This is a genomic window from Streptomyces sp. NPDC002795 (genome assembly GCF_042888725.1).
Lineage (GTDB): Bacteria > Actinomycetota > Actinomycetes > Streptomycetales > Streptomycetaceae > Streptomyces.
In genome coordinates, this window is record NZ_JBIAQB010000001.1 from 109,614 (window position 1) to 132,582 (window position 22,969).

Sequence of the window (22,969 nt, forward strand, 5' to 3'; positions counted from 1 at the left end):
GAGTCAGTCCTCAACTCCGTTGATCTTGGGCGCCATCGACCCGTAGGCCATGCCGGCCTTCTTCAGGATCCGCTGGTACGTTCCGTCGGCGCGGAGCTGCCGGAAGCCCTTGAGTACGAGTCGCGCCATGGGCTTGTCGTCCTTCTTCACCACAGCGGCGAACGGCTTCGCCGGGATCGGATCGAGCACCGCCTTGAACCGTCCGGGCTCCGTCCGGTCGAAGAAGGCCAGGTTCTCTCCGCCCTGGATGGCGACGTCCGCGCGCTTCTGCTCCAGTTGCAGCCGGGCCGCCGCTCCGGAGTCGGTGGGCAGGACGCGGATGGCGGGCTTGCCCTTTCCGGTGCAGTACCGCTTGTTGTAGTCGAGGGCCTGGCCGTAGTAGTCCGTCGTCTTGCTGACGGCGAGCTTGCGGCCGCACACATCGTCGCCGTCACGGAAATCGCCGGCACGGCCCGGCAGGGTGTAGAAGCGGCCGACGGTGTCGAAGTAGTCGACGAAGTCCACGGTCTCCTGGCGGTCGACGGTGTCGGAGATCCCGGACATCACCATGTCGACGCGGGAGGTGGTCACGGAGTTCATGAGCTGGTCGAACTTCTGCTCCTGGAACGTGACCTCAAGGCCGAGTTCCGCGCCGAGCGCCCGTGCGAGATCGACGTCGACACCCACCACCCGGTTGGTCTTCTCGTCGCGGTACTCCATCGGCGGGAAGTCGGGTGACAGGCCTACCTTGAGCTGCTTGTCCTCGGTGATGGAGGGCGGCAGGCCGCCCTTGCCCGCAGCCGACGCGGGCATGCTCGTGCTGACACAGCCGGTGAGCGCGGCCGTCGCGGCGAGGCAGGCCGCGACGGCGGTGAGCGCGCGGAGCGGACGGGACATGGCGTCTCCTGCGGACTCGGGGCTCACAGGACGCGGGCCAGGAACGACTGCGTGCGCGGGTGTCGCGGGTTGACGAGTACCTCGGACGGCGGGCCGACCTCAAGGATCTCGCCGCCGTCCATGAACGCCACGCGGTCGGCGACCTCACGCGCGAAGGAGATCTCGTGCGTGACGACCATCATCGTCAGGCCGCTGCTCGCCAGGTCCTTCATCACCTCCAGGACCTCGCCGACCAGCTCGGGGTCGAGCGCGGAGGTCGGCTCGTCGAAGAGCATCAGGTCGGGTTCCATGGCAAGGGCGCGGGCGATGGCGACGCGCTGCTGCTGACCGCCGGACAGCTGGCGCGGGTAGGCGTCCGCCTTGTCCTTCAGCCCCACCCGGGCCAGCAGTTCCACGGCGCGCTCGCGGGCGGCGGCGCGACCCACCCGCTTGACGCCGACGGGCGCCGCGACCACGTTCTCCAACGCCGTCATGTGCGGGAACAGATTGAACCGCTGGAAGACCATGCCGATGCGACGGCGCTGCCGGGCGATGGCCCGCTCGTTCAGCTCGTGCAGCTTGTTTCCCTGCTGCCGGTAGCCGATCACTTCGTCGCCCACCCAGATGCGGCCCGAGTTGAGCTGCTCCAGGTGGTTGATGCAGCGCAGGAACGTGCTCTTGCCGGATCCGGAGGGGCCGAGCAGACACACCACCTCACCGGGGTTCACCTCGAGGTCGATGCCCCTGAGGACCTGGAGGTCGCCGTAGCTCTTGTGCACCGACTCGGCGCGCACCAGGGCGCGTTCGGTGTCCGTGGTGACGCTCATCAGGAGACCGCCTTCTTCTGCTGGAGGACCTTGCGCAGCCGCTGCAGGGGCGTCGCGGGCAGCGCGCGGCTGCTGCTGCCCCGGGCGAAGTGCCGTTCCAGGTAGTACTGGACGACCGAGAGGATCGAGACCGCGGCCAGGTACCAGATGGCACACACGATCAGCAGTTCCATGATCCGGTTGTTGACGAAGTAGATGTGCTGCGCCTCGGAGAGGATCTCGCTGACGCCGATGGCCGAGGCGAGCGAGGTCGTCTTGAGCATCCCGATGGTCTCGTTGCCGATGGGCGGCAGGATCACCCGCATCGCCTGCGGCAGCACGATCTGGCCCATGGTGCGCAGGCGTGACATGCCGAGCGCCTGGGCCGCCTCGGTCTGTCCCTCGTCGATGGAGAGGATGCCGGCGCGCACCACTTCGGAGGTGTACGCGCCCTGGTTGAGGCCGAGGCCGATGGCCGCGGCGACGAACGGGGTGACGAGGTCGACGGTGCGGGCGCCGCCCACGCCGGGCAGCGACACGTACGGGAAGAGCAGCCCGATGTTGAACCAGGCGAGCAGTTGCAGATAGACCGGGGTGCCGCGGAACACCCACACGTACAGCCAGCCGACTCCCGAGGTGACCGGGTTGCGGGACAGGCGCATCACGGCGACCAGGACACCGAGGACGATGCCGAGGACCATGCCGACGACCGTGAGGACCAGGGTGATGAGCAGCCCCTTCAGGAGCACCCCCATCGTCAGGTACTCCTTGACGACGCCCCAGTCGATGGCCGCGTGGGCGAAGGCGTAGCCCAGCCAGCCCAGGAAGACGACGACCACGAGCGCGCCGACCCAGCGTCCGTAGTGTGTGCGCGGCACCGCGACGAGGTCGCCGGTGTCCGCGGGTGCGGAGGTCTCCGCTACGGCTTCGGACATGACGTGACTCTCTTCTCCGGAGGCTGTCGTGCGGGTCGAGGATGGTGGCGTGCTCATGCGCGGGGCCCTTGGTAGGAGGAGGCCCACGTACGTTGTTCGGCGATGAGCGTCTCCAACTCGCCGATCTGCGCGTCGACTTGGGCGGGCGCGGTGCCGCCCTGTCCGCTGCGGGCGGCGAGCGCGGCCTCGACGGTGAGCACGGAGCGCACCTCGGGGGTGAGGCGGGCGTCGACGCCCGCGTAGTCGGCGTCGCTCAGCTCCTCCATGTCGACGCCGCGCTCCTCGCAGAGCTGCACGACGGCGCCGGTGATCTCATGGGCCTCGCTGAACGGCACACCACTGCGGGCGAGCCAGTCCGCGATCTCGGTGGCGAGGGTGAATCCGGCGGTGGCCTGCGTACGCAGCTCGGCCTCGTCGACGACGAAGGTGCGCACCATGCCGGCCATCGCGGGCAGCACCATCAGCAGGGTCTCGACGGTGTCGAAGGCGGCGCGCTTGTCCTCCGCGAGGTCGCGGTTGTAGGCGAGCGGGAGCCCCTTGAGCGCGCCGATGACGCCCATCAGGTTGCCCGCGAGGCGGCCTGCCTTGCCGCGGGCGAGCTCGGCGATGTCCGGGTTCTTCTTCTGCGGCATGATCGACGAGCCGGTGGCGAAGCGGTCGTCGAGCGCGATCCAGCGGAACTGGCGGCTGGCCCAGAGGCAGATCTCCTCGGCGAGCCGGGACACGTCGACGGCGAGCATCGAGCCGACGAAGAGGAATTCGGCGACGTGGTCCCGGCTGGCCACCGCGTCGATGGAGTTGGAGCAGGGGCGCTCGTATCCGAGTTCGCGCGCGGCGTGCTCGGGGGTGAGCGCGATGGCCGATCCGGCGAGGGCGGCGGCGCCCAGCGGGGAGCGTGCGCTGCGGCGGTCCCAGTCGCGCAGCCGGTCGATGTCACGGCTGAGCGCGTGGGTGTGCGCGAGGAGTTGGTGGCCGAAGGTGATCGGCTGGGCGGGCTGCAGGTGGGTGAAGCCGGGGGCCGGGGTGGCGCGGTGCCGCCGGGCCTGGGCGAGCAGGGCGTCCTCCAGGTCCGCGGCGGCCTCGGCGAGGTGGCGGACCTGGTCACGGAGGTAGAGCCGCAGGTCGTTGGCGGCCTGGTCGTTGCGGGAGCGTCCGGCGCGCAGCTTGCCGCCGACCGTGCCGAGCCGCTCGCTGAGCACCCGCTCCAGGAAGGTGTGGACGTCCTCGTCCTCGGGGATCGGCCGCACCTCCCCGCGTGCGTACTCGCCGTCGAGTACGTCGATGGCCTCGATCAGCGTGGCCAGTTCGGCGTCGTCGAGCAGTCCCGCACGGTGCAGTTCGCGGGCGTGGGAGCGGGAACCCGCGAGGTCGTAGGGCGCCATGTCGAAGTAGCTCGGCTCGGAACGCGACAACGTGGTCAGCGCCTCGTCGGGGGCGTTGCGGAAGCGTCCGCCCCATAGGCGTGTGGTGGCAGCGGCGGTACCGGTCATGAACGGTCTCCCTGGGAGGAAAAGGGCAGCTCGACAGCCGCGGGCGGCAGGGCGGGGCGAGGCCGGGCAAGGCAGGCCAAGGCAGGGCTGAGCACGGCAGTTGTCGACGGGTCTCGCCGGACTGACTGCTTGTCGGACAATTTCAGCAACGCCGGATGACCGTCAAGAGTCGGACCGGGGCATTCCGCCGCCCAACTCCCCGTCGCGGCCTGGCAATAGGCTGCCAGTAGAGTGTCGGCAAGAATTGTCCGGCAATCAGACGCACGCCCCGAGGGAGAACGTGATGGCGCTAGGGCCCATAGAGATCGATCGCTCCAGCACGGTGGACCGGGTGGCCCACGCACTGCGCGAGGAGATGTACCGGGGCACCATCGAGGGCGGCACGTCGCTGCGCGAGAGCAACGTCGCGGAGAGCCTCGGTGTCTCCCGCAGCACCGTGCGCGAGGCGCTGCAGATCCTCACCGCCGAGGGCCTGTTGGTGCGGCGGCCGAACCGTGGGGTCGAGGTGCGGCGGCTCACTGAGGAGGAGATCGAGGACATCTTCAAGGCGCGCCGCGTTCTCGAGACGGCGGCGGCGCGTTCGGTGGTGCAGGCCACCCGCGCCGACCTCGTGGCGCTCAGCGCGGCCCAGCGCGACTTCGAGGAGGCGGTCGTCTCGTCGGCCGCCGCCAGTGTCGTCACGGAGGCTCATCTGTCCGTGCATGTGGCGATCGTGGGGCTGTTGGGCAGCCCGCGCCTGACGGCGACCGCCCGCGACCTCATGTCGGAGATCAAGCTGGCGGTGGCCACCACGGACCGCACCAGTGACGATCTCCCGGCGCAGGTCGAGGAGCACCGGGAGATCGTGTCGCTGCTGCGTCAAGCGAAGGGCGAGGAAGCGGCCGGGCTGCTTGAGGCACACCTCGCGCACGCCAAGGCGTTCATGCCGACAGCCGGTTGACCGGCCGGGCCCTCACTCCGTCGCCGCGGCCTCCCGGATCAACGGCTCGAACTCCCGCCGTACATAGGCGTCGAACGGCGCCGTCAGCGCGCCGTCGATGACCCGGCGCACTCCGTGCACCGCCGCGAACTCCTTGAGCGCCGCGCGGGATACGGGCTCCACTCCGCCGCCGATGATCAGCACCGCGAACTCCTCGGTCTCAAGGAGCCCGCGGGCCTCGTCGTCCGTGCTCACGCCCTCCGCGTCGAAACCGTCCGCGTGCAGCGTGGTCAGTACCTCTGTCACCCTGGCGGGCGTCCTTCCCAGCACAAGTGTCTTCATGGGGCGAACCTAGAAGCTCAATCCGACGTGAGGTCAACCCCCGCCTGCGCCCGCGCGCGGCGACGTCTGCGGAGCGCCGCGTAGGAGGCCAGGACGACCACCACCGTGAGGAGGCTGGCGGCGAAGTCCGCGCGGGTTGCCGGGAGGATCGCCATCGCGGCGATGACGACGACCATCGCGCCGATCGTGAACCAGCTGAGGTATGGGTAGCCCCACATCTTCAGGGTCAGGGAGTCGGGGTCCTCGCGCTCCAGGCGCTTGCGCAGGCGGAGTTGGGAGAGGGCGACGAGGAGGTAGACGAAGAGGGCGACCGCTCCGTAGGAGTGCACGATGAAGGAGAAGACCGTGTCCGGGGAGACGTAGGCGAACACCACGGCCACGTATCCGAGGACCGTGGCGAGGAGGATGGCTCGGCGTGGGACTCCGCTGCGGCTGAGTTTCGTGAGGCCGCGTGGTGCCTCGCCCTCGCGGGTGAGGGCGAAGACGATGCGGGACGCCGAGTACAGGCCCGCGTTGAGCGAGGAGAGGACCGCGATCAGGATCAGGATGCGCATCAGGGTGTCCGCGCCGGGGATGCCGATCTCCTCCAGCGCCGCGATGTACGGTCCGCCGTTCAGCTTGTCCGAGGTCCACGGGACGATCGCGACGACCAGGAAGATCGAGCCCACGTAGAAGAGCAGGACGCGCAGGACGACGGAGCGGGTCGCCCGTGCGACGTTGCGGCCGGGTTCGGCGGATTCGGCGGCGGCGAGCGCGGCGATCTCCGCGCCGGTGAAGAAGCCGACCGCCGGGATGATCGAGGTGAGGACCGGTCCCACCCCCATCGGCAGGAAGCCGCCGTGCGCGGTCAGGTTGTCGACGCCGCCCGCGTCGTGCGCGCCCGGCCACAGGCCGACCACGAAGACGAGGCCCACGACGAGGAACACGGTGATCGCGGCCACCTTGATCGACGAGAACCAGTACTCGAACTCGCCGAAGGTCTTCACCGACAGCATGTTCACCGCCGTCAGGATCAGCATCAGGGACAGGCTGATCGTCCACAGCGGGATGCCGGGGAGCCAGGCGCGGACGAGTTCGGCGCCCGCGACCGCTTCGAGGGCCACCACGTTGACCCAGAAGTACCAGTACAGCCAGCCGATGGTGAAGCTGCCCATCGGGCCGAGGGCCAGTCGGGCGTAGGCGTGGAAGGAGCCGACGGCCGGGCGGGCCACCGCCATTTCGCCGAGCATCCGCATCACGAGGATGACCAGGCCGCCGGCGAGCGCGAAGGAGATCACGGCGGCGGGTCCGGTGTCCTGGATGACGACGCGGCTGCCGACGAAGAGTCCGGCCCCGATGACACCGCCGATCGCGATCAGGGTCATGTGGCGCTGTTTGAGGGAGCTGCGCAGTCCGGGGCCGCCGGAGGGCTCGGTCGCGCCGTCGTCCCGCAGGGATCTGTCGCTGGTGTCCGTCACGTCCGCCTCTTCTCCGTACGTCTGACGTGGGCCTGTCCGGCGGCGCCGACACGTGATGATCATGCGGCGCCGTCGGACAGTCTTGGCACGCCCGAAGGCCCGCCGGGCGCGTTCAACGAACCGTTCACACGGTCGAAACGAACGGCGTCTCAGGCCACGGCGCGGGCGACCGAAGCCACCATCTCGTCGACACCTTCGAGGAGTTCGCCGAGCACCGCCCGGTCCGCGACCAGCGGTGGAGCCACCATCAGCATCGTCGCGCCGCGGTCGTCGGGCCGCAGGATCACGCCGGTGCGGCGCATCGCGTCCGGCAGCACCTCGCGCAGGATCCGCGCCGACTGATCCTCGGTCAGCTCCCGGCCGCTGTCCCGGTCGGCCGTGAACTCGACCGCGTAGAAGAAGCCGGTGCCGCGGACATCGGCGACGACCGGGTGGCGTGCGGCGATCTCGTCGAGTCCGGCCCTGAGAACAGGGCCCAACTCCCGTACGTGACCGGGGATGTTCTCGTCGCGCATGGCGCCGATGTTGGCGACGGCGACGGCCGTGGACACCGGGTGCCCGCCCCAGGTCGCGCCGTGTGTGAAGGTGCCGCCGAGCGGCGAGTCGTACAGGCCGCGCACCAGGGGCTCGCGGACGATGGCGCCGCCGAGCGGGGCGTAGCCCGAGGTGGCTCCCTTGGCGAAGGTGACCAGGTCGGGGACGACGCCCTCGGCCGCGCTGCCGAACCAGTGGCCGAGCCGGCCGAAGGAGCAGATGACCTCGTCGGCGACGAGCAGGATGCCGTGTTCGTCGCAGATGCGGCGCAGTTCGCGCCAGTAGCCGTCGGGCGGGACGAGGGCGCCGCGGCCGTTCTGCACGGGTTCGGCGAAGACCGCGGCGATGGTCTCCGGGCCCTCCTCGGTGATGGCCTGCTCGATCGCACGGACGCAGTCGAGTTCCGCCGCCGGGCCGCAATCACCGGTGAAACCAAGGGTGTTGGGGACGTGCCGGATGCCCGGGAGCAGCGGTCCGAAGGGTTCGCGGATCTTGGGGAGGCCGGTGACGGACAGGGCGCCCAGGGTGACACCGTGGTACGCCATCGACCGGCTGATGATCTTCGTGCGCTGCGGCTGACCCTGCGAACGGTGGTACTGACGGGCGAACTTGATCGCCGTCTCGACCGCCTCCGAGCCGGAGTTGACGAAGTACGTCACGTCCAGGTCACCCGGAGCCAGCTCGGCGATCAGGGTCGCCGCCTCGATGGCGGGCGGGTGGGCCGCGCCCCAGTTGGTGGAGTACGCGAGGGTCTCCATCTGCTTGGCGCCCGCGGCCACCACGTCGCCGCGGCCGTGGCCCATGTTCACGCAGAACAGGCCGGAGAGTCCGTCGAGGTGGCGGTTGCCCTCGTCGTCGTAGAGGTAACAGCCCTCGCCACGGACGTAGACCGGCGGTGGGGTGTCGTACCAGCTGCTGCGGCGGGTGAAGTGCGGGCCGAGGTGACGCTGGGCCTTGGCACGCAGGGTGAGGTCCTGGGGCACGGTGCGCTCCTTCGCGGTCACGTTCGCGTTGGTGTTGGCGTTGGCGTTCACAGCAGGGCTTGGTCCACGTCGGCGTGCTTCATGTCGTGGGCCTCGGCCACCGGACGGTAGGTGAGCCGCCCGCCGAGCGTGTTGATGCCCCGCTTCAGCGCCGGGTCGGCCGCCGCCGCGGCGCGAAGACCGTGGTCGGCGATGGCCTGGACGTAGGGCAGCGTGACGTTGGTGAGGGCGTGGGTCGAGGTGTGCGGGACGGCGCCCGGCATGTTGGCGACGCAGTAGAAGAGGGTGTCGTGGACCCGGTACACGGGGTCGGCGTGAGTGGTGGGGCGGGTGTCCTCGAAGCAGCCGCCCTGGTCGACGGAGATGTCGACGAGGACGGCGCCGGGCTTCATGCGGGCGACGAGGTCGTTCCTCACGAGGCGGGGTGCCTTGGCGCCGGGGACGAGAACGGCTCCGATCACCAGGTCGGCGTCGAGGACGGCCTGTTCGAGGGCGAGCCGGTTCGAGGCGAGTGTGGTGATGCGGCCCTGGTACATGCGGTCGGCGGCGCGCAGCTTGTTCAGGTCGGTGTCGAGCAGCACGACGTCCGCCCACATGCCGGTGGCGACGGCGACCGCGTTCATGCCCGCGACTCCCGCGCCGATGACGACGACGCGGGCGGGACGGGTGCCGGAGACACCACCGGCCAGGACGCCGCGCCCGCCACCGCCGCGCATCAGGTGGTACGCCCCGACCTGCGGCGCGAGCCGGCCTGCGACCTCGGACATCGGGAAGAGCAGCGGCAGCGAGCCGTCCGCCGCCTGCACCGTCTCGTAGGCGACACCGGTGGTGCCGGCGTCGAGCAGTGCCTGGGTGCACGCGCGGGACGCTGCGAGGTGGAGGTAGGTGAAGAGGACCTGGTCGGGGCGGAGCCTGTGGTACTCCTCGGCCACCGGTTCCTTCACCTTGAGGACCAGGTCGGCCTCGGCCCACACGTCGTCGGCCGCGGGCAGGACGCGGGCGCCGGCCTCGGCGTAGTCGGCGTCGGGCAGCGCGGAACCGGCTCCCGCACCGGCCTCGACGGTGACGGTGTGTCCGTGTGCGGTCAGTTCGTGGACCCCTGCCGGGGTCAGGGCGACGCGGAACTCGTTGTTCTTGACTTCTCGCGGAATACCGATCCTCACGATTCGACTCCCCTCTGGCCCGGCCCTGATTGCGGCGCGGACGCGGTGCGACAGGCGTGGGTGGGCGCGCTCGACACGAGTTGGGGTTCAGGCGGCGGTCCGTGGCGTCGGCATCGCACCCTCGTGCGGCGAGGCCACCACGGCTACCGTGCCGAAGAGGGCGGCGATCGCAACAGGTCCAGTTGCGCGCACGCTGAGGGTGCCAGGCCGACCGTGAGGCGGAGGCGATACGTGCCACGTACGTTGATCGAGATCGAGCGGGGTCATGGGGAGCCGCTGTACCGGCAGGTGCGCAGGGCCATCGAGCACGGCATCGCGTCGGGGCGGCTCGACGCGGGTGGCCGGTTGCCTTCCTCACGGTTGCTCGCCCAGGAGTTGGGGGTGTCCCGGAACACGGTCACGGCCGCCTATGAGGAGCTGGTGGCCGAGGGATTCGTGGAGAGCCGGGCCCGTTCGGGGCTGTTCGTCAATCCCCGGATGCCGCCCCGCCCGGAGCCGGATCCGACGCCCCCGCAGGAGCATGCGTTCGACTGGTCGGGGCGGCTGCGCGGCCGCGAAGGGGACCGGCTTCCGCACATCGAGAAGGTTCATGACTGGGCGCGCTACCCGTATCCGTTCCCCGCGGGGCAGGTCGATCCGCGGGCCTTCCCGGCGCGGGCCTGGGTGCGCTCGCTGAACCGGGCGCTCGACCGGCCGCACGCGGCCTGGTCGTTGCAGGACTGTGTGGCGGACGACGATCCGTTGCTGGTGGAGATGGTCCGTTCCCATCTGCTGCCCGCTCGCGGTGTGGCGGTGGAGGCGGACGAGGTGCTGATCACCATCGGCTCGCAGCAGGGTCTCGATCTGCTGGGGCGGGCGCTGCTCGGGCCGGGCTCGGTGGCTGCTGTGGAGGATCCGGGGTACCTGGACGCACGGCACATCTTCCTGCGGGCCGGGGCGCGCCTGCACCCTCTGCCGGTCGACGCGGACGGGCTGCGCCCGCCGGACACCCTGCGCGGCGTCGACCTGCTGCATGTGACGCCCAGTCACCATCACCCCACCAATGCGACATTGGGCACGGGGCGACGGCACGCGCTGCTCGCGGCGGCCAGGGAGGCGGGCACGGTCGTCGTGGAGGACGACTACGACAGCGAGTTCCGCTACGAGGGCAGTCCGACGCCCGCGCTCAAGTCGCAGGACACCACGGGGCAGGTGGTGTACCTGGGCACGTTCTCCAAGTTCCTCGCGCCAGGTCTCAGGCTGGGCTATCTCGTCGGTTCCGCCGAACTTGTCGCACATCTGCGGGAGTTGCGACGCTATTCGGTGCGCCACCCGTCCGGGCATCTCCAGCGGGCACTCGGCCTGCTGATCGAGTCGGGCGACTACCAGTGGGCCGTGCGGCGCAGCCGTGCGCGACTCGGGATGAAGTGGCGGCTCATGCGGGACGCGGTGAACGCGGCACTGCCGTGGGTGAGTTCACCCGCGCCGGGCGGCGTGAGCCTGTGGATGTCCGGGCCGGAAGGGCTCGACTGCCGGGAGCTGGTGCGGCGTGCGCGCGAGCGGGGCGTGCTGATCGAGCGCGGTGACATCTTCTTCCTGGCGGGCCCTGACCCCGGCGCGCTGCGGCACTTCCGGATCGGTTTCGCGGCGCCACGGGCCGACGTCATCGAGCCGGGGATCGCGATCCTCGGCGAAGTCGTACGGGAGTTGCTGCCACCCGAGTGACGCTCAGTTAGCCTCGATCCGCGCGATCCGCTCGGCCGCCCGCCGCAGCACCGGCACCAGCTTCACCGCCTGCTCAAGGCCCACCCGTACGACGGGCGCCTGAAGTGCCACGCACTGGCGCACCCGCGACGCCGCCGTGTCCTCACCGGGGTTGCGGGGCACGGGCACGGCGGCACACACGAGGCCGGGCAGGAACTCCTCGTCGTCCAGGGCGAATCCGTCCCTGCGCACCTGGTCGAGCTCGGCCTCCAGGGCGTCGGGGTCGGTGCGGGTGCGCGCGGTGAACGCCTTCAGCGGGGCCGCGGTGAGGATCTTGCGGCGCTGGGCGGCGGGCAGGAACGCGAGGATCAGCTTGCCGCTGGCGCTGCAGTGCACCGGGACGCGGGAGCCGGGCCGCAGGGCGAACCGCAGTGGCTCGGGGGTCTCGACGCGATCGAGATAGACGACCTCCGGTCCGGCGGGCGCGGTCAGATTGCAGGTCTCGCCGATCTCGTCGACGAGGTGGCGCAGCACCGCGTGCCGGGCCGCGTGGTGGGTGCCGTGGGTGAGCAGGTCCTCGGCGAACGCGCGAAGCCGGCCGCCCGCGCCGTAGCGGCGGCCGTCGCCCTGGCGGTCGAGGAGGCCGGCGCCCTCCAGCTGCCCGAGCATCCGGTGCACGGTCGGCTTGGGCAGGCCGGTCTCGGCGACCAGCTCGGTCAGGGTGACCAGGCGGTCGGTGCGGGCGATGTGTTCCAGCAGGGCGAACAGGCGCAGGGCCGGGGTTCCGTCGTCCATGTGCACCATCCTCAACTCGCTTGCGATACCTGCCAGTTGCCGGGCGTCTGAACGTAGCAGCACGTCCCGGATTTCGGTACGCATGGTTGACGCTGCCGAGACACCCGCTCTACGGTCCTCGACGTGTCCCGCTTTTAGGAACACCGCGTACCGGATCCCGGAACCCGCTCTCCCCCACTGAACATGCGCCACCCCGCACCAGCACCGACAGCACGTCGAAGGGTGGAAAATCCATGACCAGCAGTGCGCCCCAACCGCAGTTCACGACCGAGGACGGCCGTCAGGTGGCCGCCGGCGTGCAGCGGATGACCCCTTCCGAGTCGTTCGTGGAGACCCTCGTCTCGCACGGCGTCAAAGACATCTTCGGCATCATGGGTTCGGCCTTCATGGACGCGATGGACATCTTCGCGCCGGCCGGAATCCAGCTGATCCCGGTCGTGCACGAGCAGGGCGCGGGCCACATGGCTGACGGCTATGCCCGGGCCAGCGGCCGCCACGGAGTGGTGATCGGCCAGAACGGTCCTGGGATCTCCAACTGCGTCACGGCGATCGCGGCGGCGTACTGGGCGCACTCCCCCGTCGTCGTCGTCACGCCCGAGGCGGGCACGATGGGCATCGGGCTCGGTGGCTTCCAGGAGACCAATCAGCTCCCGATGTTCGAGGAGTTCACCAAGTACCAGGCGCACGTGAACAATCCGCGCCGGATGGCGGAGCTGACGGGCCGTGCCTTCGACCGGGCGATGAGCGAGATGGGCCCGACGCAGCTCAACATCCCGCGCGACCACTTCTACGGTGACATCGAGGCGGAGATCCCGCGCCCGTCCCGCCTCGACCGTGGGCCGGGCGGTGAGCGCAGCCTGGAGGAGGCGGCGCGGCTGCTCGCCGAGGCCGAGTTCCCGGTGATCATCTCCGGTGGCGGTGTCGTCATGGGCGACGCGGTCGAGGAGGCGAAGGCGCTGGCCGAGCGGCTCGGCGCGCCGGTCGTCAACTCGTACCAGCACAACGACTCGTTCCCCGCGAGCCACCCGCTGTGGTGCGGCCCGCTGGGCTACCAGGGTTCCAAGGCGGGCATGAAGCTGCTCGCGCAGGCCGATGTGGTGGTCGCGCTCGGGACCCGGCTCGGCCCGTTCGGGACATTGGCGCAGTACGGGATGGAGTACTGGCCCAAGGACGCGAAGATCATCCAGATCGACGCGGACCACCGCATGCTGGGCCTCGTCAAGAAGATCGAGGTCGGGATCTGCGGCGACGCGGGCGCCGCGGCGCGCTCCCTCGTGCAGCGGCTCGACGGCCGTGACCTCGTCTGCGAGCAGACCCGCGCCCGGCGTTCGGCGACCATCCAGGCGGAGAAGGACGCCTGGGAGAAGGAGCTGGACGGCTGGATCCACGAGACGGACCAGTACAGCCTCGACATGATCACCGAGCAGGACGGCGAGGACGGCTCCTGGCTGCACCCGCGTCAGGTGCTGCGCGAGCTGGAGAAGGCGCTGCCGGAGCGGGTGATGGTCTCCACCGACATCGGCAACATCAACTCAATCGCGCACAGCTACCTCCGCTTCGAGGAACCGCGGTCCTTCTTCGCCCCGATGTCCTTCGGCAACTGCGGCTACGCACTGCCGACGATCATCGGCGCCAAGCTCGCCGCACCCGAGCGCCCCGCGGTCGCCTACGCGGGCGACGGTGCGTGGGGCATGAGCATGGGCGAGATCATGACGGCGGTGCGGCACGACATCCCGGTCACCGCCGTGGTGTTCCACAACCGGCAGTGGGGCGCAGAGAAGAAGAACCAGGTCGACTTCTACGACCGCCGGTTCGTCGCGGGCGAGCTGGAGAGCGAGTCCTTCGCCGGGATCGCGCACGCGATGGGCGCGGACGGCGTGATCGTGGACCGCCTCGAAGACGTCGGCCCGGCGCTGAGCAAGGCGGTCTCGGCGCAGATGAACGAGGGACGCACCACCGTCATCGAGGTCATGACCACCCGTGAGCTGGGCGACCCGTTCCGCCGCGACGCCCTGTCCAAGCCGGTCAGGCACCTGGACAAGTACCAGGACTACGTCTGATCGCTGTACGAGTACGTCCGGGGCGCCCGCGGTCGGTGCGGGCGCCCCGCCCTCCGTCCCCCTCCCCTGGTGGTGATCATCCGTGCCGAGCCCGCTCCCCCGCCCCGCCGATCCCCTGCACGCCGCCGACACGATCCTGTACGGCGGCACCGTGCGCACCCTGGACCGCGCCGGGCACACCGGCACGGCGCTCGCCGCGCGCGACGGCAAGGTGCTCGCCGTCGGCTCGGACGCCGACATCCTGACCCTCGCCGGTCCCGCCACCACGCTCCGCGATCTGCGGGGCTCCTGCGCCGTGCCGGGGTTCATCGAGACCCACAACCACCCGACGTTCTTCGGCCTGACCCTCGCCGCCGAGGTCGACGCGGGCAGCCCGCCGAACGACCGGATCGCGGACATCGTGGCCCGCGTCGAGCAGGCCGCCGGGCACACCGAGCGGGGCGCGTGGATCCGCGGCTACCGCTACGACGACACGCTGCTCGCCGACGACCGGCACCCCACCCGCAGCGACCTGGACCCGGTCTCGCCGCACCACCCGGTGTGTCTGCAGCACATCTCGGGCCACTTCTGCGTGCTCAACTCGGCGGCCCTCGCTCGCCTGGGAATCGACCGGGACACCCCGGACCCGGTCGGCGGCGCCGTCGTCCGCGACGCGAAGGGCGAGCCGACCGGTGTGCTCGCGGAGACCGCCGCGTTCGCCGCGTACGCGGGCATGCCGAACCCGGGCGTGGACGACCTCGCCGACGCGATCGGCCGGGCCGGTGACGCGTATCTGGCGGCGGGTGTCACCACCGTGCACGACACCGGGCTCGGCCTGATGGGCGGCCCCGGCGAACTCGACGCCTACCGCAGAGCCCGGCTCACCGGCCGGCTGCGCAACCGGATCCAGGCGTACCTGGTGCAGGACCTGTTCCCTGAGCTGGCCGAGGGGCGCCTGAGCCCGGTGGAGTCGGCCGTCGCGGGGCTCGGGGACGACGAGTTCCGGGTGGCAGGCGTCAAGATGTGGGCGGACGGTTCGATCCAGGGCCTGACCGGGTGTGTCTCGGACGGCTACGCGTGCGCCCCGGACAAGCACGGGCTGCTGATCTTCCCGCCGGACGACCTGTCCCGGCGGATCGCGACGCTGCACGAGGCGGGCTGGCAGGTCGCCGTGCACGGCAACGGCGACGGCGCCATCCAGGCCATCCTCGACGCGTACCAGAAGCTGGGCCTCGACCCGGAGTCCGCGGACCGGCGCCACCGCATCGAGCACTGCCAGATGGCGGGAGAGCGGCAGCTCGCGGACATGGCACGGGCGGGCGTGCACGCCTCGTTCTTCGTCAAGCACGTCTACTACTGGGGCGACCGGCACCGCGACCGCTTCCTCGGGCCCGAACGGGCGAGCCGCATCGACCCGTTGGCCTCGGCCCGCCGCCACGGTGTCACCTTCGGCCTCCACTCGGACACCCCCGTGGTGCCGGTGCCACCACTGGAGGGCATGTGGTGTGCGGTCGAGCGGATGACACGCGACGGCCATCGACTGGGGCCCGAGCAGCGGGTCGACGCGGAGACGGCGCTGCGCGCCTACACCAGCGAGGCCGCCAAACTGGCCTTCGAGGAGGACCGCAAGGGAACCCTGGAGCCGGGCAAGCTGGCCGATGTCACGGTCCTGTCCGAGGACCCGACCGCCGGTGGCGAGCGCAGCCTGCGCGATCTGACGGTCGAGGCGACGGTCATCGGCGGCGACGTCGTCTGGGAGCGAACTCCCGGAGGTGCACGATGACTTCACCACCACCTTCACCTTCACCTTCACCATCGCCCGAGCCCACTCGTCGGCTGCCGCGCAGCCTGTGGCTGGGCCTCGGCGTCCCCTCGTTCGCGCTCCTCGTGGTCATGCCACTGCTCGCGAACACGGACGTGTACGTGGCGGGGATCCCGCTGCTGTTCCTGTGGGTGTTCGCCTGCTTCCCGCTGACCACCCTGTGTCTGCGGCTGGCGTGGCGGATGGACCAGAAGCACTACCCCGAGGACACATCCGGTTCCACAGAAGGGACTTCCGGGTGATCGCCACCGTCTTCTTCGTCATCATGGTGCTGTCGGTCCTCGTCGCGTTCAGCGCCCGGCGCGGCATCCGCAAGGTGTCCATCAGCGAGTACCTGGTCGGCGGCCGTTCGTTCCCGCCGTGGCTGCTGTACTTCCTCGCGGTCGGCGAGGTCTACAGCATCGGCACCATGATCGGCTTCCCGGCCGGGATCTACGCCAAGGGCGCGAGCTACGGCGTCTGGTTCCTCGGCTACATCCTGCTGGCCTATCCGCTCGGCTACTACGTGGCGCCGCTGATCTGGCGGGCCGGTGTCCGCTACGACGCGATGACCATCCCCGACGTCTTCGGCCGCCACTTCCGCAGCCGCGGCCTCGAACTCATCACGGCGCTCGCCCTGTTGGTGGCCCTGGTGCCGTGGGGCCAGTACCAGTTCATCGGCATGCAGGTGGTGCTCACCGCGCTCGGCCTGCCGATCACGCCGGTGCAGGCGGTGATCCTCGCGGGCGTGATGGCGTTCCTGTACGTCGCCGTGTCCGGGGTGCGGTCCCCTGCGTTCGTGTCCATCCTCAAGGACGGGCTCATGGTGGTGGGTGTGGTGGCCGCGGGTGTCGCCGCGCTCGTCGCGGGCGGTGGCATCGAGGCGGTCACCGATCCGGCGGCGGTGCCGCGCGCGCAGGTCACCATGGCGGGCAGTCCGATGGTGTTCGCGCTGACCACCATCGTCTTCCAGGCGGTCACCTTCTATCTGGGCTTCTCCGCGGGTTACATCTTCACCGCGCGCTCCGAGCGGGCCATCAAGTCCTCGACGGTGTGGATGCCTTCGTACATGCTGATGTACCCGTTCCTGGTGGCCACCGCCTACTTCGCGTACACGGCCGGCAAGCATGTCGCCGATCCCAACACGGTGTTCATGGAGGTCGTGCGGGACGTGCTGCCCGACTGGCTGGTGGGTGTCGTCGCGGGCGGCGCGGGTCTGTCCGGGGTGCTGGTCCTCGCGGTGACGGCGCTGTCGATCGGCGGCATCGTCTCCCGCAACCTCGCGCCGAACCTGCGCCCGGAGGTCCAGCGCCGGTGGACGACGCTGGCCGTCGCGGTGTTCCTCGTCGCGGCCGCCGTCCTGACACTGACCGCGTCGTCACTGATGCTGACCGTGCTCAACCTGACGTACTACCTGCTCGGGCAGCTGATCCCCGGCTGGTTCGCCCTGCTGTTCTTCCGCCGGGTGCGGGCGTGGGCGGTGGCGACCGGCATGATCGCGGGTGTCGCCGCGTCCTTGGCGCTGTACGTGGCCGAGCCCGACCTCGGCGGTGTCAACGCGGGCCTGCTCACGGTGGCGTTGAACGCGGCGCTCACCTTCGGCCTGAGCGCCCTGGCCCGGTCGCGGCCGTGTGCGACGGAACCGCCGCTGGTGTCGGTGCCCGCGCCCCGGCCGGGAGCGGCCGACACCCCGGACGAGGAGCCGGCGGGGCTGCGCTGACGGTGGAGCGGGGCGGGTGCACGCATACCGGCGCGCCACCGGGACAGGGATCACTCGGCCCCGCCCCACCGACCGCACAAGGAGTTCCCGATGCCGCTCGCACCCTTCCACCTCGCCATTCCGGTCGACGACCTCGCGGCCGCCCGCGACTTCTACGGCAAGGCGCTCGGCTTCGCCGAGGGGCGCTCGGACACCCGGTGGATCGACTGGAACTTCGGGGGCCACCAAGTGGTCACCCATCAGGTCGGCGACGGCACACCCCGCGAGAGGCGCGCGGGCACCAACCCGGTCGACGGGCACGAGGTGCCGGTGCCGCACTTCGGCCTGGTGCTCCCGGTGCCGGAGTTCCAGCGCCTCGCCGGGCGCCTCACGGCCGCAGGAACGGACTTCGTGATCGAGCCCTATGTGCGCTTCCAGGGCGAACCGGGCGAGCAGTGGACGATGTTCTTCCTCGACCCGGCGGGCAACGCCCTGGAGTTCAAGGCCTTCGCGGACCTCGATCAGCTCTTCGCTGTCTGAGCCGGTTAGCGTGCCACCTGCGGCGATCCGCGTCGCCACCGTTTCACCCAAGGAAAGAGCCGTGAACATGACCACCACTGCCCGCGCCACCGTGCAGCACGAGGACGAGCGCACGCGGGTCACCCGCTGGGACTTCGAGCCGGGGCAGAGCACCGGCCGGCACGTGCACGAGTACGACTACGTCGTGGTCCCGGTGACGGACGGCCTGACCGATGTCATCACTCCGGACGGCACGGTCACGCCCAACGAGCTGTACGCGGGTCGCTCCTACGCGCGATCGGCCGGCAGCGAGCACGAGGTCGTCAACGCGGGCACCGCCCCGCTGGCCTTCGTGGAGGTGGAGCGCAAGTAGCGCCCCACCTCCACGGCGTTCTCACACCTTGCGCGCCACCCCGCACATCGCCGCCTCGACCGCCGCGTCCTCGGGACGCGGCGCGTCGGGGTCCGGGCGCCAGGCCGACGTGTGGACGACCCCGGGTTCGACGAGGTCGAGGCCGTCGAAGAACGCGGCGATCCGCTCCGGTGACCGCAGGTGATAGGTGTGCACCGACTGCTGGTTGTAGCCGGTGACCGCCCTGTTGAGCGCGTCGTTGGTGTTCGTTCCGTCGGTCAGGGCGAGGTAGCTGCCGGGCGGCAGCGCGTCGAGCAGCGCGGACACCACCTCGGCGGGGCGGTCGTCGTCGGACAGCTGCCCCATGATGCTGAGCAGGGTCAGCCCGATCGGCCGGTCGAAGTCCAGGGTCTGAGCCGCCTGGGCCAGGATCCGCTCCGGGTCGCGTACATCGGCGTCCAGATAGGCGCAGGCGCCCTCGGGGCTGCTGGTGAGCAGGGCCCGCGCGTGGGTCAGCACCAGCGGGTCGTTGTCGACGTACACGATCCGGCTGTCCGGGGCGATGCGCTGGGCCACCTCGTGCGTGTTGTCGGCCGTGGGGAGGCCGGTGCCGATGTCGAGGAACTGGCGGACGCCCGCCTCGCCCGCCAGGTACCGCACGGCGCGCACGAGGAACTGCCGCTGAAGCCGCGCGACGGCCGCGAACTCGGGGAACGTGGCGAGGATGGCCTCGCCGACCTCGCTGTCCACGGGGTAGTTGTCCTTGCCGCCCAGCAGGTAGTTCCACACCCGGGCGGAGTGCGGGCGGTCGGTCTGCAGCCTGTCGCGGAGTTCGCCATGCGTGTGGTCCATCGGCCCAGCTTCACACACAACACGCCGGGTGCGCCGATGAGTTCGGACCCTGGACGCGGTCTGCATCAGTATCACCACGGCATGCCACCCGAGGAGGACTTTCCGTGATCGACCTGAAGCCGGCCTGCGGCCGGATGATCGACGTACTGACCGGCGTCAGCGAAGAGCAGCTGCCTCGGCCCACCCCCTGCTCCGAGTACTCCGTGCGCGAGCTCATCGCCCACGTCGACGAGGCTGCGCGGGCGTTCACGGGCTTCGCCCGCAAGGAAGCGCCGCTGCCCGCGGAGCCGGGCGACTGGCGGGAGAGCACGGCGAAGAGCGTGCGGGCGCTCGGTGACGCCTGGGACGACCCGGAGGCCTGGCGGGGCGAGACGGAGGGGCCGGGGTTCGCGCTGCCGAACGACACGTGGGGAAAGGTCGCGCTCACCGAGATGGTGGTGCACGGCTGGGACCTCGCCCAGGCGACCGGGCAGCCCTTCGACCTGCCCGAGGAGACGCTGCGCGCCTGCCACGACCACGTCAGCGGCTTCGTGACGGCGGCGCCCCTGCCCGAGCTGTGGGGCCCGCCGGTCGAGACACCCGCCGACGCGCCGCTGATGGACCGCATCGTGGGCTTCACGGGGCGCCGCCCCTGAACCCACCCCCGTGCACTCTGCACAGCCACCTCCGCCTCACCGGGCACTGCGCCCATCCCGCCCCTCCGGCGGCCGCCGTAGCGTGCGGGCAACCGCAGTCGCTTTGGAGGTTCGATGGCAGCCGCACGCGCCGTCGGGGTCGACGACCACGCCCTGACCAGAGTGCCCAGCACCGCCCGTTACGGCTGGTGGTCCGTAGCCCTGCAGCGTTTCGGGCAGATCTCCGGGCTCAGCCAGTTCGTGCTCGGCGCGACGCTGGGCTTCGGAATGGACTTCTGGACGGCGTTCTGGGCGCTCACGCTCGGCTCGGTGATCGTCGAGGTGCTCTCGATCTTCATAGGGATCATCGGCGTACGGGAAGGGCTTCCGACGTCCGTGCTGGCGCGCTGGACCGGGTTCGGGCGCGTCGGGTCCTCGCTGATCGGACTCGCCATCGCGCTGAGCCTCATCGGCTGGTTCGGCATCCAGTCGGCGATATCGGCCGACGCGCTCGCCGGGCTCGTCGGGGTGTTCCCCGCGCCCGTGTGGTCGGTCCTGTTCGGGCTCGGTGTGACGGCCGTCGTGCTGTGGGGCTTCGGCTCCATGAACTGGGCCGCGTACATCACCGTCCCCGCGTTCCTGCTGCTCGTGGGCTGGTCCACGGTGCACGAACTGGTCCGGTACGACATCGGGCACCTCGTCGCCTCCGCGCCGCCGGGACCGCACCTCTCCCTCGTCCAGGGCACGACGCTCGTGGCGGGCGGCGCGATCGCGGGCGCCATCATCACGCCGGACATGACCCGCTTCAACCGGTCCACCGCCGACGTCGTCAAGCAGACCGTGGTGGGCATCTCGCTCGGTGAGTACGTGGTCGGGCTCGCCGGAGTGCTCCTCGCGCACGCCACCCGGTCCGCCGACGTGACCGCGATCGCCGTGTCCTCGGTGGGCTGGGTCGGCACCCTCGTCGTCATCATGGGCGCGCTGAAGATCAATGACTGGAATCTGTACAGCTCGGGCCTCGGCGTCGTGAACTTTATCGAGTCGGTCTTCGGCCGCAAGGTCAACCGTGCCACCGTCACCGTCCTCCTCGGCCTCGTCGGCAGCCTGCTCGCGGCGGCCGGCATCCTCGACCGGTTCGCCGACTTCCTGACGCTGCTCGGCGTCGCCTTCCCGCCCATCGCCGGCGTGATGATCGCCGAGTACTTCGTGGTCAAGCGCTGGCGCGGCGACCTGGAGGCCTCGCGGGCCGCGGGGACACTGCCCGCGACCGCGCCGACCTGGGTCCCGGCGACGCTCGTCGTGTGGGTGCTCGCCTTCTGCGTCGGTGAATTCGTCGACTGGGGACTGCCCAGCATCAACTCGGTCGTCTTCGCGTTCGTCGCCTACGTCGTTCTGGGCCGGCTCGGCCTGGTGCGCGGCGTCGGTGTGTCCCGCGACATGGGAGCCGGTGCGCCGGTGTCCGATGAGAGTGATGTCGCCGCGAGCGACGACACCCCCGCCTCCCTGACCACCCCTCACGCCCCCGCCGCGCCCAGCGGCGCCTCCCGCTAAGGAGAGAGTTCCGTGCGTATCGGAATCGATGTCGGCGGCACCAACACCGACGCCGTCCTGCTCGAAGGACCGCGGGTGCTCGCCACCACCAAGTCCGCGACCAGCCAGGACGTCACATCGGGCATCGTGTCCGCGCTTGAGGCGCTGCGCGCGCAGCACGCCTTCGACCCGGCGGCGGTCGGCGCCGTGATGATCGGCACCACCCACTTCCTCAACGCGCTCGTCGAGGCCCGCGGCCTCGCCCCGACGGCGGCGCTCCGGCTCGGCCTGCCCGCGACGTCCGCGCTGCCCCCGTTCGTGGACTGGCCGGAGCGGCTCACGCGGGCCGTCGCCGGACGGCCGTATCTGGCACACGGCGGGCACGAGTTCGACGGGCGGAAGATCGCCGACCTGGACGAGGACGAGCTGCGCCGGCACGCCGCCGACATGGCCGCGCACGGCATCAGGTCGGTGGCGATCTCCTCGGTGTTCTCGCCGGTCAGCGACGAGTTCGAGGTGCGCGCGGCGGAGATCCTGGCCGAGGAGCTCGGCCCCGACGTGGCCCTTTCCCTCTCCCACGAGATCGGCCGCATCGGCCTGCTTGAGCGGGAGAACGCGACGGCCGTGAACGCGGCGCTGCGCGAGCTGGCCGCCGGGATCGTCGACGGGCTTGCCGGGGCGGTCGCCGGGTTCGGCATCACCGCGCCGCTGTATCTGAGCCAGAACGACGGCACGCTGATGGACCTGGAGTACGCGCGCCGCTACCCGGTCGCCACGTTCGCCTCAGGGCCGACGAACTCGATGCGCGGCGCCGCGGTGCTGTCCGGTCTCGACACCTGCGCGGTCGTCGACGTCGGCGGCACCACCAGCGACGTCGGCGTCCTCACGCAGGGCTTTCCGCGCGAGGCGGGGACGGCCGTGGACGTGGCGGGGGTGCGCACCAACTTCCGTATGCCGGACGTGCACAGCATCGGCATCGGCGGCGGCTCGCTGGTCGTCGAGGACGGCGGCCGGGTCACGGTCGGCCCGCGGTCGGTCGGCTACCGGCTCACCGACGACGCTCTGGTGTTCGGCGGCTCCACGCTGACCGCCACCGATGTCGCGGTCGCGGCGGGGCTCACCGACATCGGTGACCGCTCGGCCGTCGCCCACCTCGACGCGCGGCTCGTGAAGGAGGCGCTGGACACGATCGCCGCCGACGTGGCGCGCGCGGTCGAGTCGATGCGGACGTCGCCCGAGCCGCTGCCGGTGGTCGCGGTGGGCGGCGGTTCGGTCCTCCTCCCGGACACCCTGCCGGGCTCAGGAACGGTCCACCGCCCCGACCACTTCGCGGTCGCGAACGCGATCGGCGCGGCCATCGCGCAGGTCGGCGGCGAGGTCGACCGGGTCTACGCGATCGACGCGGGGCGCCGCGAGTCCGTGCTCGACGAGGCGCGGCAGGAGGCGGTCGACCGGGCCGTCGCGGCCGGAGCGAACCCTTCCGGGGTGCGGATCGTCGAGTTCGACGAGGTGCCCGTCCCCTACCTGCCCGGCAACGCCACCCGTATCCGCTGCAAGGCCGTGGGCGACCTGCAACAGGTCGACTGAGCCCCGCCCCCACC

Annotated in this window: 21 protein-coding genes; 11 read left to right on the forward strand and 10 right to left on the reverse strand. The window is 70.8% G+C overall.

Going from position 1 to position 22,969, the window contains the following annotated elements:
• Nucleotides 1-3: 3 nt before the first annotated feature.
• The 4 genes from ACFYWS_RS00450 to argH are packed head-to-tail and all read right to left on the reverse strand — an operon-like array spanning nt 4 to nt 4,086.
• On the reverse strand, nt 4-876 hold the full coding sequence (locus ACFYWS_RS00450) for an ABC transporter substrate-binding protein (RefSeq protein WP_389267894.1): 873 nt from the start codon (nt 874-876) through the stop codon (nt 4-6).
• A 23-nt stretch (nt 877-899) separates the two neighbouring features.
• Nucleotides 900-1,682, reverse strand: coding sequence for an amino acid ABC transporter ATP-binding protein (locus ACFYWS_RS00455; RefSeq protein ID WP_389267896.1), 783 nt, complete (start codon nt 1,680-1,682; stop codon nt 900-902).
• Nucleotides 1,682-2,596, reverse strand: coding sequence for an ABC transporter permease subunit (locus ACFYWS_RS00460; protein ID WP_389267898.1), 915 nt, complete (start codon nt 2,594-2,596; stop codon nt 1,682-1,684). The genes ACFYWS_RS00455 and ACFYWS_RS00460 overlap by 1 nt, the downstream gene beginning before the upstream one ends.
• 53 nt (nt 2,597-2,649) lie before the next feature.
• Nucleotides 2,650-4,086 carry an argininosuccinate lyase gene (argH, locus tag ACFYWS_RS00465; RefSeq protein ID WP_389267900.1) on the reverse strand — a complete coding sequence of 479 codons (1,437 nt, stop codon included), beginning with the start codon at nt 4,084-4,086 and terminating at the stop codon, nt 2,650-2,652.
• 283 nt (nt 4,087-4,369) lie between these two features.
• Between argH and ACFYWS_RS00470 the strand changes: the two genes are divergently transcribed.
• The gene (locus ACFYWS_RS00470; protein WP_389267902.1) at nt 4,370-5,026 is read left to right on the forward strand and encodes a GntR family transcriptional regulator; all 657 of its coding nucleotides are present in this window, start codon (nt 4,370-4,372) and stop codon (nt 5,024-5,026) included.
• Nucleotides 5,027-5,038: 12 nt separating this feature from the next.
• On the opposite strand, the gene ACFYWS_RS00475 is transcribed toward ACFYWS_RS00470, so the two are convergent.
• The 4 genes from ACFYWS_RS00475 to ald all read right to left on the reverse strand — a co-directional run bounded on the left by ACFYWS_RS00475 (nt 5,039) and on the right by ald (nt 9,484).
• Nucleotides 5,039-5,347 (reverse strand): hypothetical protein, encoded by a 309-nt coding sequence (locus ACFYWS_RS00475; protein WP_389267904.1) that lies wholly within the window; start codon nt 5,345-5,347, stop codon nt 5,039-5,041.
• Nucleotides 5,348-5,364: 17 nt separating this feature from the next.
• Complete coding sequence (locus ACFYWS_RS00480; RefSeq protein WP_389267906.1) at nt 5,365-6,804, reverse strand: amino acid permease; 1,440 nt, start codon at nt 6,802-6,804, stop codon at nt 5,365-5,367.
• Between the two features lie 149 nt (nt 6,805-6,953).
• Nucleotides 6,954-8,372: an aspartate aminotransferase family protein gene (locus ACFYWS_RS00485; RefSeq protein ID WP_389267908.1), complete on the reverse strand. Its 1,419-nt coding sequence runs from the start codon at nt 8,370-8,372 to the stop codon at nt 6,954-6,956.
• On the reverse strand, nt 8,369-9,484 hold the full coding sequence (gene ald / locus ACFYWS_RS00490) for an alanine dehydrogenase (RefSeq protein WP_389267910.1): 1,116 nt from the start codon (nt 9,482-9,484) through the stop codon (nt 8,369-8,371). Before ald ends, ACFYWS_RS00485 begins: the two co-directional genes overlap by 4 nt.
• A 231-nt stretch (nt 9,485-9,715) precedes the next feature.
• Here ald and ACFYWS_RS00495 point away from each other — a divergent pair, with 231 nt between their 5' ends.
• Nucleotides 9,716-11,188 carry a PLP-dependent aminotransferase family protein gene (locus tag ACFYWS_RS00495; protein ID WP_389267912.1) on the forward strand — a complete coding sequence of 491 codons (1,473 nt, stop codon included), beginning with the start codon at nt 9,716-9,718 and terminating at the stop codon, nt 11,186-11,188.
• 3 nt (nt 11,189-11,191) lie between these two features.
• On the opposite strand, the gene ACFYWS_RS00500 is transcribed toward ACFYWS_RS00495, so the two are convergent.
• A complete protein-coding gene (locus tag ACFYWS_RS00500) occupies nt 11,192-11,962 on the reverse strand; it encodes an IclR family transcriptional regulator (protein ID WP_389267914.1) in 771 nt (256 codons plus the stop codon).
• 233 nt (nt 11,963-12,195) lie between these two features.
• Here ACFYWS_RS00500 and xsc point away from each other — a divergent pair, with 233 nt between their 5' ends.
• From xsc to ACFYWS_RS00530, 6 genes are all read left to right on the forward strand, one after another.
• Nucleotides 12,196-14,022: a sulfoacetaldehyde acetyltransferase gene (xsc, locus tag ACFYWS_RS00505; protein ID WP_389267916.1), complete on the forward strand. Its 1,827-nt coding sequence runs from the start codon at nt 12,196-12,198 to the stop codon at nt 14,020-14,022.
• Between the two features lie 82 nt (nt 14,023-14,104).
• Entirely contained in the window at nt 14,105-15,784 is a 1,680-nt protein-coding gene (locus ACFYWS_RS00510) for an amidohydrolase (protein WP_389267918.1), read from the forward strand.
• On the forward strand, nt 15,781-16,065 hold the full coding sequence (locus ACFYWS_RS00515) for a DUF3311 domain-containing protein (protein WP_389267920.1): 285 nt from the start codon (nt 15,781-15,783) through the stop codon (nt 16,063-16,065). Before ACFYWS_RS00510 ends, ACFYWS_RS00515 begins: the two co-directional genes overlap by 4 nt.
• Nucleotides 16,062-17,522, forward strand: a complete 1,461-nt coding sequence (locus ACFYWS_RS00520; RefSeq protein ID WP_389267922.1) for a sodium:solute symporter — start codon at nt 16,062-16,064, stop codon at nt 17,520-17,522. Before ACFYWS_RS00515 ends, ACFYWS_RS00520 begins: the two co-directional genes overlap by 4 nt.
• 90 nt (nt 17,523-17,612) lie before the next feature.
• Nucleotides 17,613-18,041 carry a VOC family protein gene (locus tag ACFYWS_RS00525; RefSeq protein WP_389267924.1) on the forward strand — a complete coding sequence of 143 codons (429 nt, stop codon included), beginning with the start codon at nt 17,613-17,615 and terminating at the stop codon, nt 18,039-18,041.
• Between the two features lie 67 nt (nt 18,042-18,108).
• Entirely contained in the window at nt 18,109-18,393 is a 285-nt protein-coding gene (locus ACFYWS_RS00530) for a cupin domain-containing protein (protein ID WP_389267926.1), read from the forward strand.
• A 21-nt stretch (nt 18,394-18,414) separates the two neighbouring features.
• Here the strand turns inward: ACFYWS_RS00530 and ACFYWS_RS00535 are convergent, their stop codons facing one another.
• On the reverse strand, nt 18,415-19,224 hold the full coding sequence (locus ACFYWS_RS00535) for an SAM-dependent methyltransferase (protein ID WP_389267928.1): 810 nt from the start codon (nt 19,222-19,224) through the stop codon (nt 18,415-18,417).
• Nucleotides 19,225-19,328: 104 nt separating this feature from the next.
• Between ACFYWS_RS00535 and ACFYWS_RS00540 the strand changes: the two genes are divergently transcribed.
• The 3 genes from ACFYWS_RS00540 (at nt 19,329) to ACFYWS_RS00550 (ending at nt 22,955) form a co-directional block, all read left to right on the forward strand.
• The gene (locus ACFYWS_RS00540) at nt 19,329-19,859 is read left to right on the forward strand and encodes a TIGR03086 family metal-binding protein (protein WP_389267930.1); all 531 of its coding nucleotides are present in this window, start codon (nt 19,329-19,331) and stop codon (nt 19,857-19,859) included.
• Between the two features lie 114 nt (nt 19,860-19,973).
• Nucleotides 19,974-21,389 (forward strand): purine-cytosine permease family protein, encoded by a 1,416-nt coding sequence (locus ACFYWS_RS00545; protein WP_389267932.1) that lies wholly within the window; start codon nt 19,974-19,976, stop codon nt 21,387-21,389.
• 12 nt (nt 21,390-21,401) lie between these two features.
• Nucleotides 21,402-22,955, forward strand: coding sequence for a hydantoinase/oxoprolinase N-terminal domain-containing protein (locus ACFYWS_RS00550; RefSeq protein WP_389267934.1), 1,554 nt, complete (start codon nt 21,402-21,404; stop codon nt 22,953-22,955).
• Nucleotides 22,956-22,969 lie beyond the last annotated feature (14 nt).

Excerpts from the sequence above, each read along its gene's own strand:
- ACFYWS_RS00525 (WP_389267924.1), top strand. The coding sequence starts at position 17,613 with ATGCCGCTCGCACCCTTCCACCTCGCCATTCCGGTCGACGACCTCGCG.
- ACFYWS_RS00535 (WP_389267928.1), bottom strand. The coding sequence starts at position 19,224 with ATGGACCACACGCATGGCGAACTCCGCGACAGGCTGCAGACCGACCGC.
- ACFYWS_RS00545 (WP_389267932.1), top strand. The coding sequence starts at position 19,974 with ATGGCAGCCGCACGCGCCGTCGGGGTCGACGACCACGCCCTGACCAGA.
- ACFYWS_RS00500 (WP_389267914.1), bottom strand. The coding sequence starts at position 11,962 with ATGGACGACGGAACCCCGGCCCTGCGCCTGTTCGCCCTGCTGGAACAC.
- ACFYWS_RS00455 (WP_389267896.1), bottom strand. The coding sequence starts at position 1,682 with ATGAGCGTCACCACGGACACCGAACGCGCCCTGGTGCGCGCCGAGTCG.
- ACFYWS_RS00450 (WP_389267894.1), bottom strand. The coding sequence starts at position 876 with ATGTCCCGTCCGCTCCGCGCGCTCACCGCCGTCGCGGCCTGCCTCGCC.
- ACFYWS_RS00460 (WP_389267898.1), bottom strand. The coding sequence starts at position 2,596 with ATGTCCGAAGCCGTAGCGGAGACCTCCGCACCCGCGGACACCGGCGAC.
- ACFYWS_RS00470 (WP_389267902.1), top strand. The coding sequence starts at position 4,370 with ATGGCGCTAGGGCCCATAGAGATCGATCGCTCCAGCACGGTGGACCGG.
- argH (WP_389267900.1), bottom strand. The coding sequence starts at position 4,086 with ATGACCGGTACCGCCGCTGCCACCACACGCCTATGGGGCGGACGCTTC.
- xsc (WP_389267916.1), top strand. The coding sequence starts at position 12,196 with ATGACCAGCAGTGCGCCCCAACCGCAGTTCACGACCGAGGACGGCCGT.
- ACFYWS_RS00530 (WP_389267926.1), top strand. The coding sequence starts at position 18,109 with ATGACCACCACTGCCCGCGCCACCGTGCAGCACGAGGACGAGCGCACG.
- ACFYWS_RS00475 (WP_389267904.1), bottom strand. The coding sequence starts at position 5,347 with ATGAAGACACTTGTGCTGGGAAGGACGCCCGCCAGGGTGACAGAGGTA.
- ACFYWS_RS00515 (WP_389267920.1), top strand. The coding sequence starts at position 15,781 with ATGACTTCACCACCACCTTCACCTTCACCTTCACCATCGCCCGAGCCC.